The organism is Hyphomonas polymorpha PS728, assembly GCF_000685315.1.
In the GTDB taxonomy this organism is placed as follows: Bacteria; Pseudomonadota; Alphaproteobacteria; order Caulobacterales; family Hyphomonadaceae; genus Hyphomonas; species Hyphomonas polymorpha.
In genome coordinates, this window is sequence record NZ_ARYM01000028.1 from 1 (window position 1) to 20,787 (window position 20,787).

At 62.9% G+C, this 20,787-nt stretch carries 18 protein-coding genes; 8 read left to right on the forward strand and 10 right to left on the reverse strand.

Annotated features, from left to right (window positions below):
• On the reverse strand, positions 1–956 hold a 956-nt coding region (locus HPO_RS17130; protein WP_035601562.1), incomplete at its 3' end, for a SecDF P1 head subdomain-containing protein.
• A 300-nt stretch (positions 957–1,256) separates the two neighbouring features.
• Complete coding sequence (locus tag HPO_RS17135) at positions 1,257–1,643, reverse strand: hypothetical protein (protein WP_157532905.1); 387 nt, start codon at positions 1,641–1,643, stop codon at positions 1,257–1,259.
• A gap of 235 nt (positions 1,644–1,878) precedes the next feature.
• On the opposite strand from HPO_RS17135, the gene HPO_RS17140 reads away from it, so the two are divergent.
• The 5 genes from HPO_RS17140 to HPO_RS17160 are packed head-to-tail and all read left to right on the forward strand — an operon-like array spanning position 1,879 to position 7,148.
• Positions 1,879–2,874, forward strand: a complete 996-nt coding sequence (locus HPO_RS17140) for a 3-oxoacyl-ACP synthase III family protein (protein WP_035601567.1) — start codon at positions 1,879–1,881, stop codon at positions 2,872–2,874.
• Positions 2,871–3,839 carry an NAD-dependent epimerase/dehydratase family protein gene (locus HPO_RS17145; protein ID WP_035601572.1) on the forward strand — a complete coding sequence of 323 codons (969 nt, stop codon included), beginning with the start codon at positions 2,871–2,873 and terminating at the stop codon, positions 3,837–3,839. The genes HPO_RS17140 and HPO_RS17145 overlap by 4 nt, the downstream gene beginning before the upstream one ends.
• On the forward strand, positions 3,836–4,612 hold the full coding sequence (locus HPO_RS17150) for an MBL fold metallo-hydrolase (RefSeq protein ID WP_051612753.1): 777 nt from the start codon (positions 3,836–3,838) through the stop codon (positions 4,610–4,612). Before HPO_RS17145 ends, HPO_RS17150 begins: the two co-directional genes overlap by 4 nt.
• Entirely contained in the window at positions 4,609–5,874 is a 1,266-nt protein-coding gene (locus tag HPO_RS17155) for a F390 synthetase-related protein (RefSeq protein ID WP_051612754.1), read from the forward strand. The genes HPO_RS17150 and HPO_RS17155 overlap by 4 nt, the downstream gene beginning before the upstream one ends.
• The gene (locus HPO_RS17160) at positions 5,871–7,148 is read left to right on the forward strand and encodes a glycosyltransferase (protein WP_035601575.1); all 1,278 of its coding nucleotides are present in this window, start codon (positions 5,871–5,873) and stop codon (positions 7,146–7,148) included. The genes HPO_RS17155 and HPO_RS17160 overlap by 4 nt, the downstream gene beginning before the upstream one ends.
• Here HPO_RS17160 and HPO_RS17165 read toward each other — a convergent pair.
• The 4 genes from HPO_RS17165 to HPO_RS17180 form a co-directional block, all read right to left on the reverse strand.
• Positions 7,090–7,686, reverse strand: coding sequence for a DedA family protein (locus HPO_RS17165; RefSeq protein ID WP_035601578.1), 597 nt, complete (start codon positions 7,684–7,686; stop codon positions 7,090–7,092). The two genes, HPO_RS17160 and HPO_RS17165, sit on opposite strands and share 59 nt — an antisense overlap.
• A gap of 113 nt (positions 7,687–7,799) precedes the next feature.
• On the reverse strand, positions 7,800–10,115 hold the full coding sequence (locus HPO_RS17170) for a Tex family protein (protein WP_051612756.1): 2,316 nt from the start codon (positions 10,113–10,115) through the stop codon (positions 7,800–7,802).
• A gap of 118 nt (positions 10,116–10,233) precedes the next feature.
• Positions 10,234–11,070 carry an acid phosphatase gene (locus HPO_RS17175; protein WP_051612758.1) on the reverse strand — a complete coding sequence of 279 codons (837 nt, stop codon included), beginning with the start codon at positions 11,068–11,070 and terminating at the stop codon, positions 10,234–10,236.
• 98 nt (positions 11,071–11,168) lie between these two features.
• Positions 11,169–11,651 carry a MarR family winged helix-turn-helix transcriptional regulator gene (locus HPO_RS17180; protein ID WP_084324415.1) on the reverse strand — a complete coding sequence of 161 codons (483 nt, stop codon included), beginning with the start codon at positions 11,649–11,651 and terminating at the stop codon, positions 11,169–11,171.
• A gap of 131 nt (positions 11,652–11,782) precedes the next feature.
• On the opposite strand from HPO_RS17180, the gene HPO_RS17185 reads away from it, so the two are divergent.
• From HPO_RS17185 to HPO_RS17200, 3 genes are all read left to right on the forward strand, one after another.
• Positions 11,783–12,208, forward strand: a complete 426-nt coding sequence (locus tag HPO_RS17185; RefSeq protein ID WP_035601581.1) for an organic hydroperoxide resistance protein — start codon at positions 11,783–11,785, stop codon at positions 12,206–12,208.
• A gap of 578 nt (positions 12,209–12,786) precedes the next feature.
• On the forward strand, positions 12,787–15,114 hold the full coding sequence (locus tag HPO_RS17195) for a TonB-dependent receptor (protein WP_051612760.1): 2,328 nt from the start codon (positions 12,787–12,789) through the stop codon (positions 15,112–15,114).
• A 129-nt stretch (positions 15,115–15,243) separates the two neighbouring features.
• Positions 15,244–16,578, forward strand: coding sequence for a spinster family MFS transporter (locus HPO_RS17200; RefSeq protein WP_051612761.1), 1,335 nt, complete (start codon positions 15,244–15,246; stop codon positions 16,576–16,578).
• A gap of 60 nt (positions 16,579–16,638) precedes the next feature.
• On the opposite strand, the gene HPO_RS17205 is transcribed toward HPO_RS17200, so the two are convergent.
• From HPO_RS17205 to HPO_RS17220, 4 genes are all read right to left on the reverse strand, one after another.
• Positions 16,639–17,430 (reverse strand): glutathione S-transferase family protein, encoded by a 792-nt coding sequence (locus tag HPO_RS17205; RefSeq protein ID WP_035601587.1) that lies wholly within the window; start codon positions 17,428–17,430, stop codon positions 16,639–16,641.
• Between the two features lie 9 nt (positions 17,431–17,439).
• Positions 17,440–18,480 carry a DUF7064 domain-containing protein gene (locus tag HPO_RS17210; protein ID WP_035601588.1) on the reverse strand — a complete coding sequence of 347 codons (1,041 nt, stop codon included), beginning with the start codon at positions 18,478–18,480 and terminating at the stop codon, positions 17,440–17,442.
• Positions 18,481–18,582: 102 nt separating this feature from the next.
• Positions 18,583–19,305: a UTRA domain-containing protein gene (locus tag HPO_RS17215; RefSeq protein ID WP_035601592.1), complete on the reverse strand. Its 723-nt coding sequence runs from the start codon at positions 19,303–19,305 to the stop codon at positions 18,583–18,585.
• Positions 19,306–19,349: 44 nt separating this feature from the next.
• Positions 19,350–20,720 carry a formimidoylglutamate deiminase gene (locus HPO_RS17220; protein WP_035601595.1) on the reverse strand — a complete coding sequence of 457 codons (1,371 nt, stop codon included), beginning with the start codon at positions 20,718–20,720 and terminating at the stop codon, positions 19,350–19,352.
• Positions 20,721–20,787: the final 67 nt, after the last annotated feature.

Below are 20,787 nucleotides of genomic sequence, written 5' to 3' on the forward strand. Positions count from 1 at the left end.
ATCTGGCCCGATCCGCCGAGGATGGGCCCCTGGATGACCGGCGCGGTGAGCACCTTGCCGTCCAGCACAATGGCAAAGGGCTTGCCCACATTCTGTTTGGTGATGTCCGCAAACTGCTTGGTGCCTACAGCGTCGAAGCGGAAGGTGACAATCGGCTGGTTGGTCTGCTGGTCGAAGCCGGAACGGGCGTCCGACAGGCGTTCCCCGCTGAGGGCCACCCGGTCATAGACCGGCATTGGCTGACCGGTCTTGGCATCCGGCAGCAGGCTGACCCCTTCGGGTGGGGGCGCGCCATAGGTTTCCGGCGCCACCATATGGAACGACATCTGAGCGGTGGAACCGAGCAGTTCGCGCAAGCGCGTCGGGTCTTGAAGACCGGGCAGCTGAACGAGGATTCGATCTGTCCCCACGCGCTGGATCGTCGGCTCGGCCACGCCCACCTGGTCCACCCGCTGGCGGACAATCTCGACACTCTGGCCGATTGCCTGGTTGATCCGGTCTGCCGTACCGGCTTCCGACAGAGACAACGTGATGAGATCGCCGCCCGGCTGGATCACAATGTCCGGCACCGAGCCTTTGAGCCCCACCTGCTGAACCTGGGTCACCTGCTCGCGCAGCCGGGCGAGAATGCGCGCGCGACCATCGGGGTCGGTAATCCGAACGGTCACGGTATCGCCCTCTACCTGAACCTTACCGCGCACGGCTTCGGTGCTCATCAAGGTGCGCGTTTCGGCGGCGAGAGATTTCAGCCGGTCCGCCCGCAGCGCGGGGGCGTCCACTTCCAGAACAAGGTGGGAGCCCCCACGTAGGTCCAGCCCCAGCGTGATCTGCTTCTTGGGAAGCCAGTCCGGCATCGCCGCGATCTGCTGAGGGGACAACACGTTCGGCAGGGCCGCGAGCAGCCCGATAATGATGATGAGAATATAAGTGACCAGGGCGGTTCGGCTGGTGCGCATGCTGAATTCCTTCGGGTGCCTGAAACCGGAGGCCATCGAGCATGGCGGCCGGTGATGGCGCCGGGCGGACAGAAAGGTCCGCAGACGGCGCGACGGGGCTGCAGTTCATCCGATGGTTGGCCGGGACGAAGATCCACGCAGGCTCAGAGACAGCTGGAGAAGCAGCGCCTCTGACAGGGGTACGAGCATGAGGAGTCTGATCTCCGCCCCGGCCTGGGATCTGCCTCGGAGGGAGGCAAGGCAGATCACAACTGATCGGGATGAGCGGCAGGCTGCGCTACAGGCGCAGCGATCCGTACATCAGGCCGGAACGGGAGGCGCGCGAGGCGCCGAAAAACGGGTGGAAAGATGCGGCGCAGCGTCAGCGCTGCGCGGCGGATCAGGCAGGGACCCGTGAGCCGCCGGCGGGAAGGAATAGCCCTCGAACACCGCAAACACGGCCTGGGGCATATCATCGCCGTCAGACGGCATCACCTGCAGGCGAAGGCGCCCATCACGGTCTGCCTTCGGCAGAACAGCGTGGGCAATCTCTGCCGATCCCTTGCCGGCTTCTGTAACAGACAGAACAGGTTGCGTTGCCATATTGCCGGACGAAATCGCCACAGCGGCAAGCATCATGAGCCCAAGCACTGCAATCAGCAGTCCTCTGGGGTGCAGGTGTCCGGTGCGGGTCAATCTGCGGCTCATTGAGCCTACTTAGACATTGTGCCGCGACTGCGCCATAGAAAAACGTCAGCCTGGGGATTGGATTCGCCCCACGCCTTTTTCCTGGGCCTGTCATGAAACGCCTGCCGCTCTTTCCCCTCCCAGAAGCTGAACCTTCCTCACAAAACCGCCCGGTCGAACAAAGCCACTTGACGCGCCAATCCATAGTGAGTAAATACTCACTTATAAATATAAACGAGACTGACAGAGACCTGCCATGCTGAACACAGCCCTTCTTGGCACAGGCGCCCGCGCCGGAGGTAAACATCTCCTCTCGGCAGAGATCGACACGCGCCTCGGCAAGCCCACCGGCTGGTTGGAGGGCGCGAGCGGCGTTGTCTGCCGGCCCGTGCTGGCAGACGGTGAAACCCAGGAGAGCCTCGCCCTCGCCGCCGCGCAGCAGGCGCTGGCCGAGGCAAATCTTGATGCGGCAGACATCGACCTTCTGCTCTTTGCCTCTGCAGTCGGCCGCCAGCCCATCCCCTCAACCGCCACGCTGTTAAAGCGGGAGTTGGGCCTGACGCACTGCGCATCCCCGGCTTATGACGTGAACGCCACCTGCCTCAGCGCGGTGGCCGCGATGGAGGTCGCCGCGCTCTATATCGGCGCAGGCCGGGCCCGGCATGTGCTGATCGTTGCCAGCGAGATTGCCACCCGCGCTCTGCCGTGGACGGATGATCCAGCCACAGCCGCCCTGTTCGGCGATGGCGCCGCAGCCATTGTGCTCGGCCCGCCCCAGTCAACCGGCCTTCATCTCCGCGAAGTTGCCATCGAAACCTGGGCGGAGGGCTATGACTATTGCGCCCTGCCTGCGGGCGGCACGCGGTATGACTTCCACACCAACCGAGCCGCCTTCGAGGAAAACGCCTTCTTCCGCATGGATGGCCACGCCCTGTTCAAACTGACGCGGACCCGCCTGCCGGATTTCATTGACCGCTTGCTCGCCCGCACAGGCTGGCGCCAGGAGGATGTGGATCTCGTCATTCCCCACCAGGCCAGCCCGCTGGCGCTGGAGCATATGGTGCGCAAATGCGGCTTTGCACGGGATCGTGTGGTCGCTACCGTCAAGCAGACCGGAAACCTTGTTGCCGCCTCCATACCGATGACCCTCGACACCGCTCGCCGCGAAGGCCGAATCCCCTCCGGCAGCAAGGTTCTGCTGATCGGCACATCTGCTGGCGTATCCATCGGAGGCGCAACACTGGAAGGATGAGCGGGATCCTCATCACCGGCGCCACGGGGTTTCTCGGCGGCGCGATTGCCCGCCGCCTGTTGCAGGAAGGCGAGCGCGTCGTCGCGCTTGGCCGCGACCGCGCAAAGCTCGCGGCACTGGAAAGGCTGGGCGCAGAGATTTGCTTACTTGATCTTGCCTCAGATGATCCGCTCTCGGCGCTTCGCGCAGACGGCCTCATCCACTGCGCCGCGCTTTCCTCGCCCTGGGGCACGCGTATTGCTTTCGAGCAAGCCAACATCACCGGAACGCGCCGCGCCATTCTGCTGGCCCAGCAGGCCGGGGTCTGCCGCTTTATTCATATCTCCTCGCCGAGCATCTATTTTCGCTTTACCGATCAGGACAGCGTGACTGAAGACGCGCCCTTGCCGCCCCCCGTCAACGCCTATGCCGCCACCAAAGCGGCGAGCGAAACACTGGTCCTGACGGCGCCGGAGCTTTCCCCGGTCATCCTGCGCCCGCGCGGGCTTTACGGCCCAGGCGACACCGCCCTCTTGCCCCGCCTGCTGCGCGCAGCTGCCAGCCGCCCCCTGCCTCTGATGCGCGGGGGCATGGCAGCAACCGACCTGACCTACATCGATGACGTGGCCGACGCTGCTATCATCGCCCTGCGCGCGCCGGCCGCGCCCTCTCGCATCTACAACGTATCCGGCGGAGAGGCCCTCTCCATCCGTAATGTTGCCGAACGGGCGGGGGCGATGGCAGGCATTTCCGTCCGCTGGCGGAATATGCCCTGGCCGCTCGTGCTGGCTGCCGCGCGCACCAGCGAAACGCTCTGCAACGCTCTGCCCGGCAGGCCTGAACCCCCGGTGACCGCGTACAGCGCGGGCCTCTTCGCCTTTCGGCAGACGCTCAGCCTTGAGCGTATCACCCGGGAACTAGGCTGGCGCCCGCGAGTTTCCTTTGACGAAGGCGTAGCCCGAACTTTCCGGAAGGTATCCCCATGATTATACCGGAATTCCCCAACAGCGCCTTCGTTACAGCGCCGGAGAGGCTGGTCCTTAAAGGCGGTGGCTGGCGGCGGCTGCGCATCCCGGTGCGTTATGGCCGCTTTGACCATCGCATTTTCGGGCGGTGCCTGATCGACACCGGCTATTCCCCGCGCGTCACCACCGGCAGGCGCAGCGCGCCCCTGTGGCTGTATTCGAAAATCCTCGCTCCGAAACTGACAGACCGCGCTCTCCCCGGCGCCGATCCTGCCATCAATGTCATCCTCCTTTCCCATCTCCATGCCGATCATGTCAGCGCCCTGAGGGATTATCCCGAAGCGCGCATTTTCGCCGATGGCGCAGCGCTCGACCATTTCCTTTCCAAAAGCTGGATCGGACGCACGCACAAGGGATGTTTCCGCGAACTCCTGCCGGACGGCCTTCAGGAAAAAGTGCTCCGCTTCGAAACCCTTCCGCGCCAGGAAGCGTCCATGGGACTTGGCGAAGCAGCAGATATTTTTGGCGATGGCAGCGTGCTGGCCGTTCCCCTGCCCGGTCATATGCGCGGCCATACCGGCTTCCTCTTCAGCAACCCTGTCGCGCCCATCCTCTATGCCGCCGACGCAGACTGGCTTGCCCGGGCCATTCTGGAAGACCGCTCCCCGAGCTATCCTGCCCGCCTGATCCTCGATGACCCGGCAGAGGCAGCGCGGACGGCAACCCGTATACGGAACTTTGTGTCCCTCGGCGGCAGACTTGTTCTCTGTCACGACCCGGAGGCGCCGGAATGAAGCCCGCTGCCGCCTTTTTCACGCTGGCCGCCTTCCTTGAAGCACGCCGCCGGCAGATGCTGTATCAGGATCGCGAAGGCCTCTTGCGCGCGCAAGAGCGCCGCCTTTATTCCTTTCTGCGCCGCAAGGCCGGCAGAGTGCCCGCCTTCGAAGACCTCCGGGGGCGTTTCCTGCAGGACTGGCCGATTATGGACAAGGCCGCGCTGATGGCAGATTTCGCCAGCTATAACCGCCTCGGGCTCACCGCGGCCGAAGGCTGGGCGCATCTGGAAGCGGGCACATCCCCCGAAGGCTACGCCATAGGCGCCAGCACTGGGACATCGGGCAATCGCGGGCTCTATATCGTGTCAGAACGCGAGCGCTATCGCTGGCTCGGCACAATCCTCTCGCGCGCACTCCCGGACTTCCTCTCGTGCCGCCACCGCGTGGCAATCGTCCTGCCTGCCAACAGCCGCCTCTATGACGCGGCCAATGAAAGCGGTCGTTTGCAATTACGTTTCTTTGATCTTGGCCTTGGCATCGAGGCCCAGTTTTCGCCGCTTACAGAATTTCAGCCTACAGTCATTGTTGGTCCGCCGAAATTCCTGCGCGCCCTGGCAGAGAGCGACACGCAGATTGCGCCACAGCGCATCTTCTCGGGCGCCGAAGTGCTGGACGAGGAAGACCGCCGCGTCGTCGAGACCCGCTTCGATCTCATCGTGCGGGAAATCTACATGGCCACAGAGGGCCTGTTCGCTATCGCCTGCCCGCATGGCACGCTGCACCTTCTCGAAGATCAGGTTGCGTTCGAGTTCCTGCCTCTCGAGGGCAGCGCCAATCTGGTCACGCCCCTGATCACCGATTTCTCCCGCGAGACGCAGGTGATGATCCGCTACCGGATGAATGATGTCCTGGAATTTGCGCCTATTCCCTGCCCCTGCGGCCTGCCGCACCGGGCTATCCAGCAGGTGCATGGCCGCTGCGATGATATTTTCACCCTGCCCAGCTTCGGCAGCCCAGTCCGCGTCACTCCGGATGTGATCCGCAATGCCGTGCTGAAAGCTGACAAGCGCATCTCCGATTTCCGGGTTATTCAGACGGGCCAGAACACGGTGCGCCTGGAACTCAAAACCGAAGAAGCCGATTGTCTGCAGACGGCTGCGGCAAGCCTGCGCACCCTGTTCACAGCCTGCGGCGCTGCGCCGGAAATAAAGCCGGTTGCCGCTGCGCTGCCCCCCCCCTCTGATCGCAAGCTGCGGCGGGTGCGGGTGGAATTTGCATGAAAGTTTCGATCCAGACGTTGGGTAGCCTGGGCGATGTGATGCCCTACATCACCACCGCGCGCGCCCTTATGGCGGGCGGCGCGGACGTGACGCTGATGGCGCCGCGCGACTATACGGCCACCATCGCCGCCCATGGCGTGACGCCCGCGCCGCCCCCGGCATTCTCGCTCACCGAATGGAATGTCGAGGCTGAACAGCGCGGCACGCTGACCAATCCGGTAAAATTTTTCGCCCAGTGGAACGAGATGATCGTGCCCTATGTTGACGACATTACGGCCCACTGCCTGATGGCGGCGGAGAGGGCAGATATTGTTCTGGGCAACAGCATCTGCGCGCCCGCGCGTGTTGCCGCCGAGGCCCACGGCATCCCCTACATCCTCAGTGCCCAGCAAACTGCTCTCAGCCCGACCTGGCAGTTGCCCTGCGCCATGATGTGGCATCCCTGGCATGGCAACTGGATGGCGCCAGTGGCGTATGGCGCAGTGGGCCTGGCCCAGCAGATGATGCTTCAGGCGCTGAAGGGGTATCGTCGCTGCCTTGGCCTGCCGGTCATTCCCAAGGGCGGCACAAGCTGGCATCTCGGCCAGCCGCTGCCGCGCATCACCAGCGTCTCTCCCGCCCTCGTGGCGTCTCCGCCATCGGACTGGAAGGCGAACGATTATCTGATGCCCTACCCCTCCCTGGATATTCAGGGGCCGGAGGTTCTGCCGGCCGCCATGATGGACTTCCTGCAGGCAGGCGCGGCGCCCATCCATGTCGGCCTCGGCTCCTTCGAGAGCGATGCCGAGCATGAGCAGATATCCCGCCTAATGCGCGCCATCCGGCGGCTGGGCCTGCGCGCCATCCTCTCCGCCGGCCTCGCAGACAAGCTGCCGACTGACCTCACCGAAGGCCATCTGGTGGCCGGCCCCGTGCCTCATCCAGCGCTTTTTCCGCTCTGCGCCGGAGTCATCCATCACGGCGGCGCCGGCACGCTGGACACCGCCCTGCGCGCAGGTACGCCCCAACTCATCGTGCCAGACCGGCTGGACCAGTTCTGGCATGCCGTCCGCCTGCGCGAGATCGGCGTTGCTCCGCCCCATATCACCGGCAAAACGACAGAAGACGAGATGGCAGCCCGGTTGGTGTCGCTCATCAGTCCAGCAATGACAGCCCGCGCCCGGTCCCTTGCGCCCGCCCTGCGCGCCCGCAACGGGGCGGAGGAACTCGCCGCCTTCACACGCGCCGAAACAGAGCGTTTCCAACATAATGCGAAATCACGCCCATCAGGATGAACACCGCCTGCCCGCCGGCCAGCAGCGCCCATTTATGCGCCCGGATATAGGCCTCGACATCCACGTCCCCTCGCGCCGCGCCCCAGGCGATGAGATAGCCGAGCGCCACGAACATGCCGACGCCCAGCGTCACGCCAATCGCCGACCCCGCCGCAAAGCGGCGCCAGGCCATGCCCGCGCTGCCGCAAACTGGCGGCATGAACCACGCGACGGGCCCCAGCAGCCGAGAGGCCGCCACCGCCTTGATGCCGTGCCGGCGCAGCAGTCGCCGCGTCTTGTGCAATACCGCCCGGCGTGACCGGCGCGCCAGCACGAACCGGTGAAACCAGGGGCGCATCTGTCGCCCGATCAGAAAGCCCGTCTGGTCAGCCGCATACGCCCCCACCAGCACCGCCGCGACGGCCCACAACGCATGTTCAGTGAACAGCAGACCGCCCGCCATCAGGAAGAAGGCTTCCCCGAACACGAAGAAGCAAAAGCCCAGCGTCGCGTCGAGGAAGGCGCCGAGAAAGAGCGTCAGAAGCAGCGAAACCGACATGGCATTCCCGGCCAGATGAACGAAGGCCGCCGCGTGGTTCCGCAGCGGCCTTGCCTGTCTACAATTCCTGTCCGGATTTGTCCCGATATGTCACCAGACTGTCTAGGCCTGTCCTATTTGAGACGCGAAAGGACACTGAACGGGCTGTCGGACGCCTTGGATTGCTCCTTCGCGGGCGCAGATTTTCCCGAAGGCGCAGCCCCGCCCTTGGGCGGCGGGCCGGAGGGGCGCTTGCCGCCCTGCTTCATGCTGAGGCCGATCCGGTTGCGCGCAACGTCCACATCCATCACCACAACGCTGACGACCTGCCCGGTCTTCACCACCTCATGCGGGTCCTTGATGAACGTGTCCGACATCTCGGAGATATGCACCAGGCCATCCTGTTTCACGCCCACATCCACGAATGCGCCAAACGCTGTCACATTGGTCACCACGCCCTCAAGGCGCATGCCGGGCTTGAGGTCCGTCACCTTCTCGATGCCTTCCTGGAAGGTCGCCGTCTTGAATTCCGGGCGCGGGTCGCGGCCGGGTTTTTCCAGTTCTTTCAGGATATCCTTCACCGTCGGCACACCGAATGTTTCATCGGCATAGTCTTCCGGTTTCAGCCTGGCGACAAAGCCCTTGTCGCCGATGATTGTCTCCACCTTGCGGCCAGCCGCCTTGGCAATACGCTCCACCACCGGATAGGCTTCCGGGTGAACGGCAGACGCATCCAGCGGGTTCTTGCCGTTCATGATACGCAGGAAGCCAGCGGCCTGCTCGAACGCCTTCGGCCCGAAGCGGGGCACCTTCTTGAGTTCCGTTCGCGCCTTGAACGGGCCATTCTGCTCCCGGTAGGCCACAATATTCGCCGCAATCGTCGCATTCAGGCCCGCCACGCGTGAAAGCAGCGCCACAGACGCCGTATTCACATCCACACCCACCGCGTTCACGCAGTCTTCCACCACGCCGTCGAGCGAGCGGGCAAGGCCCGTCTGGTCCACATCATGCTGATACTGGCCTACGCCAATCGCCTTGGGCTCGATCTTCACAAGCTCCGCCAGCGGATCCTGCAGGCGCCGCGCAATCGACACCGCCCCGCGCAGGCTCACGTCCAGCTGTGGGAATTCCTTCGCCGCCAGTTCCGAAGCCGAATACACCGACGCACCGGCTTCCGACACCATGATCTTGGTGAGCTTCAGGTCTGGCAGCTTGGTATTGAGTTCGCCGACCAGCTTCTCGGTCTCGCGCCCTGCCGTGCCGTTGCCGACGCTGACGAGCTCAACCTTGTGGCGCTTGCACAGCGTTGCGAGCGTCATCAGCGATCCGGCCCAGTCCTTCTTCGGCTCATGCGGATAGATCGTCGCCGTTTCCAGCAGCTTGCCGGTCGCGTCAACCACGGCCACCTTGCAGCCCGTGCGGATGCCGGGGTCGATGCCCATCACCACTTTCGGGCCCGCCGGCGCCGCCATCAGCAGGTCGTGCATGTTGCGCGAGAACACCTTGATGGCCTCGCGGTCTGCGCCTTCCTTCACGCGGCTGATGACATCGCGGGAGGAGGATGGCTCGAGCTTGGATTTCCACGCCGCCTCTGCCGTTTCCATCAGCCAGTCATCGCCGGGGCGGCCCTTCTTGGCGATGCCGAATTCGTTCCGGATTTCACGCAGCGCAGGATGCTCACGGCTCGGCTCCACCGGCACAGCCAGCTTCACCTTCAGCACGCCTTCCTTCTGCCCACGGAGGACCGCCAGCGCACGGTGAGACGGCATCGCGGTAACCGGTTCGTCAAAATCAAAATAGTCAGCGAACTTCGCGCCTTCCTGCTCCTTGCCTTTGACAAGACTGGAGCCGAGCTTGCCCTCTTTCCAAACGGTCTCGCGCACCTTGCCAACAAGGCGTGGCGTCTCGGCAATACGCTCCACCAGAATGTCGCGCGCGCCTTCCAGCGCAGCGTCGAGATCCTTCACGCCCTTGCCAGATGCGATGAAGGCCCTCGCCTCGTCGAAGGGCGAAAGAGACGGATTGGCCAGCAGGCGTTCGGCCAGCGGCTCAAGGCCTGCCTCTTTCGCGATAGTCGCCTTGGTGCGCCGTTTCTGCTTGTAAGGCGCGTAGAGGTCTTCCAGGGCCACCTTGGTAATCGCCCAGTTGATCTCGCGCTCCAGTACCGGGGTCAGCTTGCCCTGCTCTCGGATGGCGCTCAGCACGGTCTCCCGGCGCTTGGCGAGGTCCGTCAGATAGTCCAGCCGCTCCGAAAGCGTACGCAGCTGCGTATCGTCCAGCCCGCCGGTGCGCTCCTTGCGGTAGCGCGCGATGAAGGGAACGGTCGCGCCTTCCTCCAGCAGTTCGATAACGGCCTGAACCTGCCGCTCCTGCACGCCCAGCTCATCGGCAATGATACGGGCAATCGAGGGGGGGGAAGCCTGGGAAGAAGAACGAACCTGTCCGGTCATGAACGCGCGCCTTGTGCAAACGTTGGAAACTCTTGCCCACTCTGGGGCAAGCTTTCTCAATCCAACAGAACTCGTTTACACCTCGTTTACGCTCTGCATTCTCCGCGCGGTTGCCCCTTTAGTTTTCCGGTGCCCCACAGCCCTCCGGCACGGCGCCCGCCGTCCTGGCGGCCTCGATCTCCGCCTGCGCCAGCTTCGCCTGCGCCAGGAATACCGGGTCAGAATGCAGCCGCGCCACGGTTGCCGCGCCCATCACGCGCCCGGCCTCCACATCGCTCTGCCAGTGAACCCCGCACACCATCCGGCTCTGGGCAAACTCATAGCCGCGCTGCAGCAGCGCATCGGCCTTCTCCGGCGCCAGCTCTGCCAGTACCAGCCCCCATGCCCAGCCAAGGGCAGCATGGCCGGAGGGGTAAGACCCGTCCCCGCGCAGCATCTCTTCCTCATGCGGCACGCAGCTCTCCTCCTCCAGCAGAGCAAACGGCCGGGTGCGCTGATACATCTGCTTGGCGCGGTAGGTGGAGAAACCCGCATCGGTCAGCGTCCGCCGCATCAGGGTGTAAAGGTGGGGCGCCCCCTCCTCGGTGATGCCGACGCCCAGCGCGCAGCTATAGGAATGGATCGCCTGAGGGAATTTCAGTTCATTGTCGGCCTGCGCCTGCGTCCAGCGGGGCGTGTCTTTCAGCGCGCGGGTCGTCTGGTAGGCTTCCAGATCAGCCATCGCAGCGGCAGAGCCCTCCACCGGCGGTGGGGGCAACAGCGCGGCGCTATCGGGCAGCCTTTGGGCGCCCAGATAGCCGTTGAGAATGCCGCTACCTTCGCGCATCTCGCCAATCTCGGCCTGCGCCGTCGGCGGCAGGCTTGCGCTCTCTGCAGCCGGCGCGGCGCCATTGGCCTGGCAAGCTGCCATCATCAGAACGCCGGCAATCGCGGCCACACCTGTGCGATATTTCATGGGAACGCCCCCCTCCATCAAGGAATCGGGCGCACACTACATGTCCACCGCGCGGCTGTCTTGATCCGGCAATCTGGCGCTTTGATGAAGGCAAATGCCTAGGCCTTTTCGACGGCGCCCCGCAGATTATCCCGCAGGTCCGCCAGCGTGCTTCGCAGCGCTGCCAGCTTCTCCGCCGGCATACCGGCCGCCTCGAATATCTGCTGGGGCACACAGGAAGACTCTTCCAGAACCTTGCGCCCCTTGGCGGTCAGCGAAATCCGCACTTGTCGCTCATCGGCCTCATCGCGTTTGCGCGTTACAAAGCCCGCTGCCTCCAGCCGCTTCAGCAGCGGCGTCAGCGTATTGGACTCCAGGAACAGATGCTCGCCCAGTTCGCTCACCGTCTGGCCTTCGGCCTGCCAAAGGGCAATCATCACCAAATATTGCGGATAGGTGAGCCCGAACTGATCAAGGATCGGCTTGTAGACACGGTTGAAGGCCAGGCCTGCCGAATACACGGCAAAACACACTGCATGATCCAGCAGCGCCGGCCCTGTCACCGGGGAACCATCAGCAGGCATCACGCGTTTTTTTGTCATGGCCGAAATATAAATCGCACACGATTTAATCGCAAGACTTGAAGTCTTAACGGCGGCGCGCAATATATATCGCACGCGATTTAATCGCCAGAGATTCTAAAGCCCGGAACCAACACGAAAGGATGCTCCCCATGGCCATCAACGTTCTCTACAAAACCACCGCGACAGCCACTGGCGGCCGTGATGGCCGCGCCAAAACCACCGACGGCGCGCTTGATGTCGCCCTCGCCCTCCCCAAGGAGCTGGGCGGCAGCGGCAATGGCAACAATCCCGAACAGCTGTTCGCCGCCGGCTATGCCTCCTGCTTCCTCAGCGCGATGAAGGCTGTCTCTTCGTCCGGCAATCACTTCAAACTGCCCGCCGATACCACCGTTTCGGCCACCGTCGGTATCGGCCCGCGCGAGGATAAAGGCTTCGGCCTGGTTGTGAAGCTGGATGTGGCCATTCCGGGCGTGGACCGTGATGAGGCAGAGAAGCTCGTCGCCGAAGCGCACGAAGTTTGCCCCTATTCGCACGCCACGCGCGGCAACATCGATGTCAGCCTGAACGTTCTCTGATCCTGTCCGGAAGGGGCTGCGCAAACGCCGGCGCAGCCCCTTCCGAAGCGGGCTCCATCCCCACCCCCGGATTCGCTTTGGCGCCAGGTCAAGGCGGGCAAAATCACCCTCCTTTATGTTTGTACAGGATACATTGACGAGGCTTATCTCTTGCGGAAACCGCGTCCGACCTCAGACAAATTTAGAATACTATTCTGTTTTTGTTGTGTATTTTTTCCAGACCCGCAATTCCTCCACTACCCCCGGCTGCAAACTCTCCACTGAAGGCCGTGTTGCCTGCAGTACACTCCCTGAACCGTCATAAAAAAGAACTCGAAACCGTTTGACTGGCCGTTAAGGGTTCCCTATCGCTGGCCACGGGGCACAGACCCCGGCAGCGTGAGCACCATTGCGCGGCTGATAATGGCGGGAGGCGTCCTCACTGCGTGCGTGTCACGGCGCGAGGCTTCCTTGAACAGACGAAAGCAATTCGCGGCGCGGCCTTTCTGGTTCGCGATCCCTGAGGCTTTGGCCTGTCTGGCCATCATCCGCGCGTGCCTGCGCCAGCCCAGATGATTATCAGCCCAGGGAGAATTCTCTTGAAGAAACTCAATTGCCGCCCACTGCTCACCGGCTCATCCGTGTTGGCCTTGGCCGCCCTTTTTGCGCCTGTTGCTGCCGCCCAGACCGAGCAGCAGCCCGCAGAGGAAGAAGCCAGCCAAGCCGATCTCAAACTCAACCAGGTCGTCGTCACCGCCACCCGCCGGGCGACCAACCTTCAGGAAACCGCCATCGCGGTCACGTCGGTTGATTCCGAATTCATGGCCGAAGCGCGCGTCGAGAACATCGGCGACATTACCTCCGTCTCGCCAAGCGTCACCTTCCGCAACACCTCCAACCCCGCCACCTCCGCCAACCTCCAGATCCGCGGCATCGGCACCACGGGCGCCAGCCGCGCTTTCGAAGGCGCGGTCGGCGTGTTCGTTGATGGCGTTTACCGTTCGCGTCCCGGCGCAGCCCTCCAGAACTTCCTGGACATCGGCAGCCTCCAGGTGCTGCGCGGCCCGCAGGGCACCCTCTTCGGCAAGAACACTTCTGCCGGTGCCATCCTGCTGGAAAGCTCCATGCCGGTCCTCGGTGAGACGGGTGGTGACTACTCGCTCACCATCGGTAATTACGAAGCTGTCACTGGCACCGTGACCGTCAACGCCCCAATCGGCGAGAACGCCGCCCTGCGCATCTCCGCCATCAGCGCAAACCGCGCCGGCTTCTTCGAAAACCCCAACACGGGCGAAGACTACAACGAACGCAGCGGCAACGGCCTCAAGGCCCAGCTCCTGTATGAGCCGACCGATGATTTCCGCATCCGCCTGATCGCAGACTATGCCCGCTCGGATGAAAACTGCTGCTTCGGCACCGTGGACAGCAATCCCGGCCCTATTCAGGATGTCGTCGACCAGATCATCCGCGAGCGCGGCCTTGTGCCCACGTCCCGCCGCAAGGATGAATATCAGTCTGTCCTGAACTACACACCGGACCAACTGGTCGAGGACACTGGCTACACCCTGAAGGCGGATTGGGACATCGGCCCCGGCAAGCTTTCTTCGGTCACAGCGCTTCGTCAGTATAAAGTCGATCAAACGACCGACGCAGACTTCTCCGGCGCAGACCTTCTGCTGTTGCACGAGAAGTTCAAGAGCAACTTCTTCTCGCAGGAATTCAGCTATTCCGGCGAGCATGGCTTCGGCGCGGAAGGCAATGCCAACTATGTGGCCGGCGTCTTCTATTCAGACGAATCCATCAAGTCCGGCCGCACCGGCTGGTGGGGTGAAGACCTGCAGCGCGTCTATGCTGCCACCCTCCCTGCCACCCTCGTCTTTGATGCCTCCCCTGGTCTGCGTTCAGTCGAAGTCATCGAAGGTAACAACGAGTCCCTCGCTTTCTTCGGCCAGTGGGATGGCCGCCTGAACGAGAAATGGGGCTTCACCGCCGGCCTGCGCTGGTCGCAGGAGAAGAAGCAGGGCCAGTTCGAGAACCTCTACTACCGTCCTAACCCGCTTGATGTGTACAAGGTGCTCGGCGTTCAACCCGCGCCCCACTTCAACGAGTCCAAGACCGACGAAGCCTTCAGCGGCACGCTCGGCATCCAGTATCACTTCAATGAAGATGCGATGCTCTATGCCAGCTACAACCGGGGCTTCAAGGCAGGCGGGGTCAATCTCGACGCCAACGCAGCCGGCGGCTTCCGTCAGAACCCGGATTACTTCCCGGACGCTATCCCTGGCGATCCGCGCTACGATCCGGAATTCGTCAACGCCTACGAGCTTGGCCTGAAAACCCAGTTCTGGGATCGCCGCGGCCGTGCCAACTTCTCGGCCTTCTACAATGACATGACCGACCTGCAGGTCGCGCGCTTCGTCGGCACGCAGTTCCAGGTTCTCAATGCCGGCACGGCAGAGGTCTATGGCCTTGAGGTCGAAAGCGCGCTTGAGATCAACGACATCCTGTCGCTTGACGCCGCCGTGACTTACCTGCCCGAAGCCCAGCTCGGCGAAGATGCCTCCCTGGGCCCGGTCCTCTCCGGCCGCCGCTTCGCGGTTGCCCCGGAGTTCTCCGGCAGCGTGTCGCTGAAACTCGACAAGCCGATCAGCGAGACCTACTCCCTCGTTGGCCGCATCAACCAGCAGTATTCGGGTGGTTACCTCACCAACAACTCGAACATGCTGGAACAGGGCGGTTTCGGCCTTCTGAACCTTAACCTCGGCGTGAAGTCTGCCAATGGCTGGACGCTCGAAGGCTGGGTGCAGAACGCATTCGACAAGCGCTATGTCACGAACCACTTCGCGACCACGCTCCAATCTGGCGACAACAACGCCTATATGAGCGCCCCGCGCACCTTCGGGGTCACGCTGCGCGGCTCCTTCTGAGGCATGCCTTACGTAAAGTAAGCTGCAACATCTCGCGGTCATCCCTCCGAAAAGGGGTGACCGCACTTCTAAATCTGGCAATAAGCCTATCCACAAGTCCGACAGAAACGCCCAGAGGAACACCGCCTGATGTCCCAGACGCTCCTGCCGCCCAGCATTGCCAGCAATCCGCAAAACCGCGTTCGCGCCACCTTGTGGCTGCTCCTCATCGTCAACGCCTTCAATTTTGTTGACCGTCAGATCGTCAATATTCTCGCTGAGCCGATCAAGAATGATCTGGGCCTGTCTGACACGCAGATCGGCCTGATGACCGGCCTCGCCTTCGCGCTGGTCTATACAATCCTCGGCATCCCGATTGCTCGGTGGGCGGATAATCCAAAATCAAACCGCGTGGGTATCGTCGCCGGCTCGCTCGCCATCTGGTCGGGCATGACCGTGCTCTGCGGCCTCGCAATGAATTTCTGGCAGCTGCTGCTGGCGCGCATCGGCGTGGGCGTGGGTGAGGCCGGCTGCACGCCCGCCTCTCATTCGCTCATCGGCGATACCGTCCCGCCCGAAAAGCGCGGCTCCGCCATCGCCTTCTTCGGCCTCGGCATTCCGATAGGCTCGCTCATGGGCATGGTCATCGGCGGCGTCCTGGCCGATACCGTCGGTTGGCGGATCGCCTTCATGGTTGCCGGTGTTCCCGGCATCCTGCTGGCGCTCGTTCTCTGGTTCGCCGTGAAGGAGCCCCGCAAGGCAGGCACGGTGGCCGAAGCTGCCGCCCGCCTCAAGGCCAGCCAGGCGGTGCGCCGCTCATCCATCATGGAAACGCTGCAGGAAGTCCTCACTTCCAAGGTCTTCATCTTCGCCACACTCGGCGCCTCCTTCGTCGCCTTCCTCGGCTATGGCAAAGGCGTCTGGAATGGGATCTTCCTTATCCGCTCGCACGGGCTGGAACTCTGGCAAGTCGGCGTCTTCTATGGCGTCGGCTCCGGCATCGGCGGTATCCTCGGGACATGGCTCGGCGGTTGGACGTCCGACAAGTTCGGCGTCGATAAACCCGCTCACTATATGCTCGCGCCCGCCGTCGCCATGCTGCTCACGGTGCCCATCCTGCTCATCGGCTATATCGGCCCGGTCTGGGTGGCTATCCCGATGCTGACGCTCTCAGCGGCGCTTTCGGGCGTCTACTACGCGCCCACCTTCGGCTGCGTTCAGCTGCTGATCAGCCCGGCCTCCCGCGCGGTTGCCGTCTCGCTGATGCTGTTCACGCTGAACCTCATCGGCCTCGGCCTCGGCCCGCTCCTTTTCGGCATTCTGTCGGATGTCCTCGCCCCTATGGCGGGCGCCGAAAGCGTCCGCTGGTCGCTCTATGTGGCCGGCGTCATGGGCGTCATTCCGGCCGCGCTCTACTGGCTTGCCAGCCGCAACATCCGCCGCGAGCTTGCCGAGAAAGCCGCGCGAGACGCTGCCCTCACCTGAGGCAAAAGAAATAAGGCCGGGCAATTCTGAATGCCCGGCCTTGTTTCTTTTTTGATTGCTTTACGTCCCCGGTCCCGTGAAGCGGATATTGCCCGCCTCCAGCCCCTTCAGCACGATATCCGTGCCGCCGGTCTTCATCATCCATTCCAGACGGTGATCCCGGTACTGACGCTTGAACAGCCCCGCCTTCACTGCCTGATCCACCTGGTTCATGCCGGTGATCGAGGCTACCGACTCCCGCTGCGCCTGCGCCACGCTCTCCCGCACATTCGCCCGGTCCAGCCAGGCAGCCAGGCGTGATCCTGCTGCCGGGCGAATGCCAAAGCCTGCCGCGCCATTGAGATAGGGCACCACACTCAGATCACCCCAACCGAAGCGACCCCCGTTGAACCATTCCCGGTCCCCCAGATACCCTTCCAGAACGCCGAAAAATGCCTCCGCCTGCTGACGGGCCTTCGCTTCCATCGCGTCCTTCTGTGCCCCCTCCGCACGGCGGAAGAAATTGAGTTCGCCAAGGCCCCAGGTGATCGCCTCGAACTGGGTATCCATCACGTCTTCAATCATCCGCACACGAGCACGCTCGGCCGCCGCTCTGGGCAGCATGGCCGGCTCGGGCCAAACGTCTTCGATGTATTCGAGAATGATCGTGCTGTCGAAAATCTGCACATCGCCATGGATCAGCGCCGGCACCTCGCCGCGCGGATTGGCCTTCGCAAAGCCACCACCCGTGGCGCCGGTGCCAATTCCCTCAGGCAGGCGCGCCGCAAATGGCACGTCCTTCTCCCGCAGAGAGATTTTCACCTTCTGCGCATAAGGTGACAGCGGATGCTCATAAAGGATCAGTTCAGCCATCCCAGTCCCTCAATATCCGGCAAGCCGGCCCATCGGCCGCCCGTCAACAATCTGATCCAGATACTCGCTCATGCCATAGCCAAGCTTGCCGTCGCAGCGATACTCGGTCATCGCTTCGGTGATGCGCGTCGTCAGCTCTGTGCCATCGGGCGCCGTCCGCCGGTTGCGGAGCGGGATAAGAGAAAGCACTTTTCCGCTGACGGCATATTCCTTTCCGCTCTTGGTACGGATCTTTGCTTCAAGGTCCGTCTGGTATTCATTCGCGTCCCAGTTGCTGGAAAGCTCGGCCGCAACGATCTGGTCATAAATGCCATCGCGGAACACCATGCCGCTCTGATGCACGCCGCCTTTGCCATCGCCCATCACGTTGAACATCATGCCGAAGTCGGGCCCGAAATTCATTGGGCACCAGCGATACCATTCAATCGCCTGCCAGTGGCGCGGCCCCCAGGATTTGTCGCGAAGGCCATAGCCGTCAATCTCCAGCCGCTCGCCGCCGCACTCGATAAAGCCCTTCGCGCCGCAATGCTGCTCGTAATGGGCCTTGGCGAAAGACTTCTCGGGGTCGATCTCCAACGGCGTGCCATCGGCTTTCACCGTCTCCCCGCCATACATTGGCGAGAGGCCGGTATAGGTCATCTCCATCTTGCAAGGCAGGCGCGGATTGTTGCGGAAGGCCACCTTCGGATCGGCCATCTGCCCCGGCTCCTTCAGCACCAGCAGCTCGCCGGAATAAGTCACCTTCAGCGTCTTGAACGGTTCCACCACGTCGATCCGCAGGCCGCCCGCGTTCATCTGTGAATTGTCACTGATCTCCGGCCGCGCAAACATGAAACCAACCCGGCCATCGGGGAAGTACACGCACATCGACATTTCAGCGTAACGCTGGTTAGGCCGGTTGCCGAGGCGGAACCATGCGCCCGCCCGTTTGCCGGCGTCGAACACATTGAAATACATGCTTTCATTGTAATTTTCGGCGGTCCCCGGATCGTGCGTGAACTCGTCTTCCGGCGCCAGAATGGTCTTGTAGCCTTCAGCTGCTGCGGCCATGGCAAACTCCCCTGATATTCAGTTATCAGACGAACCTGCCATGCGTTTTGCGCGAGACAAGCCTGTCCTCGCGTCAGACCCCCGCCCCCTCCGGAACAGCCCTTATGCCTGCCGCCGGGTCAGCGCGCCGATGAACGAATGCCGGTCGCCGGGGAAAGTCTGCCACACATGCGTCACCGGCGCGCCGTTCGCCCAGGTTCGCCGCTCCAGCATCAGGCAGGGCGTCCCCTCCGAAATGTCCAGATGCGCAGCAATGCCCGCATCGGCCCCCACCGCAAATATCCGGTGCTCGGCCTGAGACCACGGCACATGCGCCAGCAGCCAGGTGCCCGGCGGCGTCTCGGCAAAATCCTCCGCCTTGATCTCCGGCACAGCGGCCAGGCTCACCAGCCGCCGCTCATAGCCAAAGGGCTGCCCATCGGCCCGGTGTACCCCGCGCAGCTCGACCAGCCGCCCGCCCTTGCCCGCCAAGGCCACCTCTTCCGCCCCCTTCGCTGCTCGCACCGCCCGGTGCAACAGCCGGTAGGCGTAGGCATAGCCCTTCCGTTCCAGATCCAGGCGGATGTCCGGAATGTCGAGAATGGTCGAATCGCTCGGCGGGTGCGCCACGAACGAGCCAGCCCGCTTGCGCCGCACGATGAGCCCCCGGCTCACCAGCTCGCTCACTGCCTTGTTCACCGTCATGCGGGAACAGTCATACATCTCCATCAACTCGCGCTCGAGCGGGATGCGGTCATCGGGTTTCAGCCCGCCCGAGAGAATCTGCCGCTCAAGGTCCAGCCGGATGCGCTCGCTGACCGATACGGTGTCGTGAGTGTCCGGCATGTGTCCCGATTTGTCCGAAAATGTCCGAATTTGTCCGTCAGATGTCACGAAATGAGCGTCCCGAGAACCGCTTTGTAGCGCGCCTCGATGCCGCTGCGGTTCACATGCCGGCCGCCCTCCACCACATGCTTCCCGCGCCGCCACACATCTGAAATCACATGGCTTTTTCCCCGGAACACCCAGGCATCCAGCAGTCGGTCTCCCCCGGCCGCCGCTTCCGGCAGGCGGGTCTCGTCCATCACCATGAAATCTGCCGGATTGCCCGGCGCCAATCCAACAGAAATCCCCGCCGCCCGCCCCCCGCCGGCAAGGGCGTGCTCAAACAGGGATCGCCCCGTCGAGGCATAGCCTTCCCCGGTCATCACATTGCGGGAAAGCGTCTTGAATCTCTGGGAGTATTCCAGCATCCGCAGCTCATCAGCGGCGCTGATCGACACATTGGAATCGGTGCCAACACCATAATATCCACCATGGGAAACAAAGGCGCGCCCATCGAAAATCCCGTCGCCCAAATTCGCCTCGGTTACGGGGCAAAGGCCCACCACCGCCCCGCTTTTGGCTATCCCGTGGATTTCCTGGTCGTTCGTATGCGTTGCATGCACAAGGCACCAGCGCCCGTCCACCGGCGCATTGTGCAGCAACCACTCCACAGGCCGCGCGCCAGACCACGCGAGGCAATCCTGAACTTCCTTCTCCTGCTCCGCGATATGGATGTGGACAGGCCCGGCCTTGTCCATCAACAGCAGCAGCTTCAGTTCGCCCGGCGTCACCGCGCGCAGGCTGTGCGGCGCAATCCCCAGCACAAAATCATGCTGATTGACCGTATGCTGTCCAACATCCTCCAACAGCTCGGCAAAGCTTTCCACATCGCTGAGAAACCGCTTCTGGCCCTCCGCCGGCGGCTGTCCGCCAAAGCCCGAATGCGCATAGAAAACCGGCAGCAGCGTCAGCCCGATGCCCACCTCTTCTGCAGCGCGCACGACCTGTCCGGCCATCTCCGCCGGGTCGTCATAGCGCCGCCCATCAGGGGCGTTGTGAAGATAGTGAAACTCGCAGACGCGCGTGAACCCGGCCTCCAGCATCTCGGCATAGGCCATCGCTGTTATGGCGCGGATATCCTCCGGCCCAATCCGGCTGGCAAATTGATAGAGTAGACTGCGCCAAGACCAGAAACTGTCCTGATCCTTTCCGCGCACTTCTGTCAGCCCGGACATCGCCCTTTGAAAGGCGTGGGAATGCAAATTGGGCAGGCCAGGCAACACCGTCCGCCCTCGAACAGCTCCCGAAGGAGGCGCCACACCTGCAGAAATGTTTTCAATCGCCCCGCCCGAGACCGTGATCTCGACCCCGCTCGCCCAGCCGGATGGCAACAGCCCGTGATCGAACCAGAGACGCTCTGAAGATTTCCCGGCCACTGGACATCCCTCCGACCCTTCTATTATGTATATACATATTAAAAAAATATCGGCACAAGCACAACGG

Bases quoted from the DNA above. Each gene is read 5' to 3' on its own strand.
- HPO_RS17135 (WP_157532905.1), bottom strand. From the start codon at position 1,643: ATGAGCCGCAGATTGACCCGCACCGGACACCTGCACCCCAGAGGACTG.
- HPO_RS17140 (WP_035601567.1), top strand. From the start codon at position 1,879: ATGCTGAACACAGCCCTTCTTGGCACAGGCGCCCGCGCCGGAGGTAAA.
- HPO_RS17145 (WP_035601572.1), top strand. From the start codon at position 2,871: ATGAGCGGGATCCTCATCACCGGCGCCACGGGGTTTCTCGGCGGCGCG.
- HPO_RS17150 (WP_051612753.1), top strand. From the start codon at position 3,836: ATGATTATACCGGAATTCCCCAACAGCGCCTTCGTTACAGCGCCGGAG.
- HPO_RS17155 (WP_051612754.1), top strand. From the start codon at position 4,609: ATGAAGCCCGCTGCCGCCTTTTTCACGCTGGCCGCCTTCCTTGAAGCA.
- HPO_RS17160 (WP_035601575.1), top strand. From the start codon at position 5,871: ATGAAAGTTTCGATCCAGACGTTGGGTAGCCTGGGCGATGTGATGCCC.
- HPO_RS17165 (WP_035601578.1), bottom strand. From the start codon at position 7,686: ATGTCGGTTTCGCTGCTTCTGACGCTCTTTCTCGGCGCCTTCCTCGAC.
- HPO_RS17170 (WP_051612756.1), bottom strand. From the start codon at position 10,115: ATGACCGGACAGGTTCGTTCTTCTTCCCAGGCTTCCCCCCCCTCGATT.
- HPO_RS17175 (WP_051612758.1), bottom strand. From the start codon at position 11,070: ATGAAATATCGCACAGGTGTGGCCGCGATTGCCGGCGTTCTGATGATG.
- HPO_RS17180 (WP_084324415.1), bottom strand. From the start codon at position 11,651: ATGACAAAAAAACGCGTGATGCCTGCTGATGGTTCCCCGGTGACAGGG.
- HPO_RS17185 (WP_035601581.1), top strand. From the start codon at position 11,783: ATGGCCATCAACGTTCTCTACAAAACCACCGCGACAGCCACTGGCGGC.
- HPO_RS17200 (WP_051612761.1), top strand. From the start codon at position 15,244: ATGTCCCAGACGCTCCTGCCGCCCAGCATTGCCAGCAATCCGCAAAAC.
- HPO_RS17205 (WP_035601587.1), bottom strand. From the start codon at position 17,430: ATGGCTGAACTGATCCTTTATGAGCATCCGCTGTCACCTTATGCGCAG.
- HPO_RS17210 (WP_035601588.1), bottom strand. From the start codon at position 18,480: ATGGCCGCAGCAGCTGAAGGCTACAAGACCATTCTGGCGCCGGAAGAC.
- HPO_RS17215 (WP_035601592.1), bottom strand. From the start codon at position 19,305: ATGCCGGACACTCACGACACCGTATCGGTCAGCGAGCGCATCCGGCTG.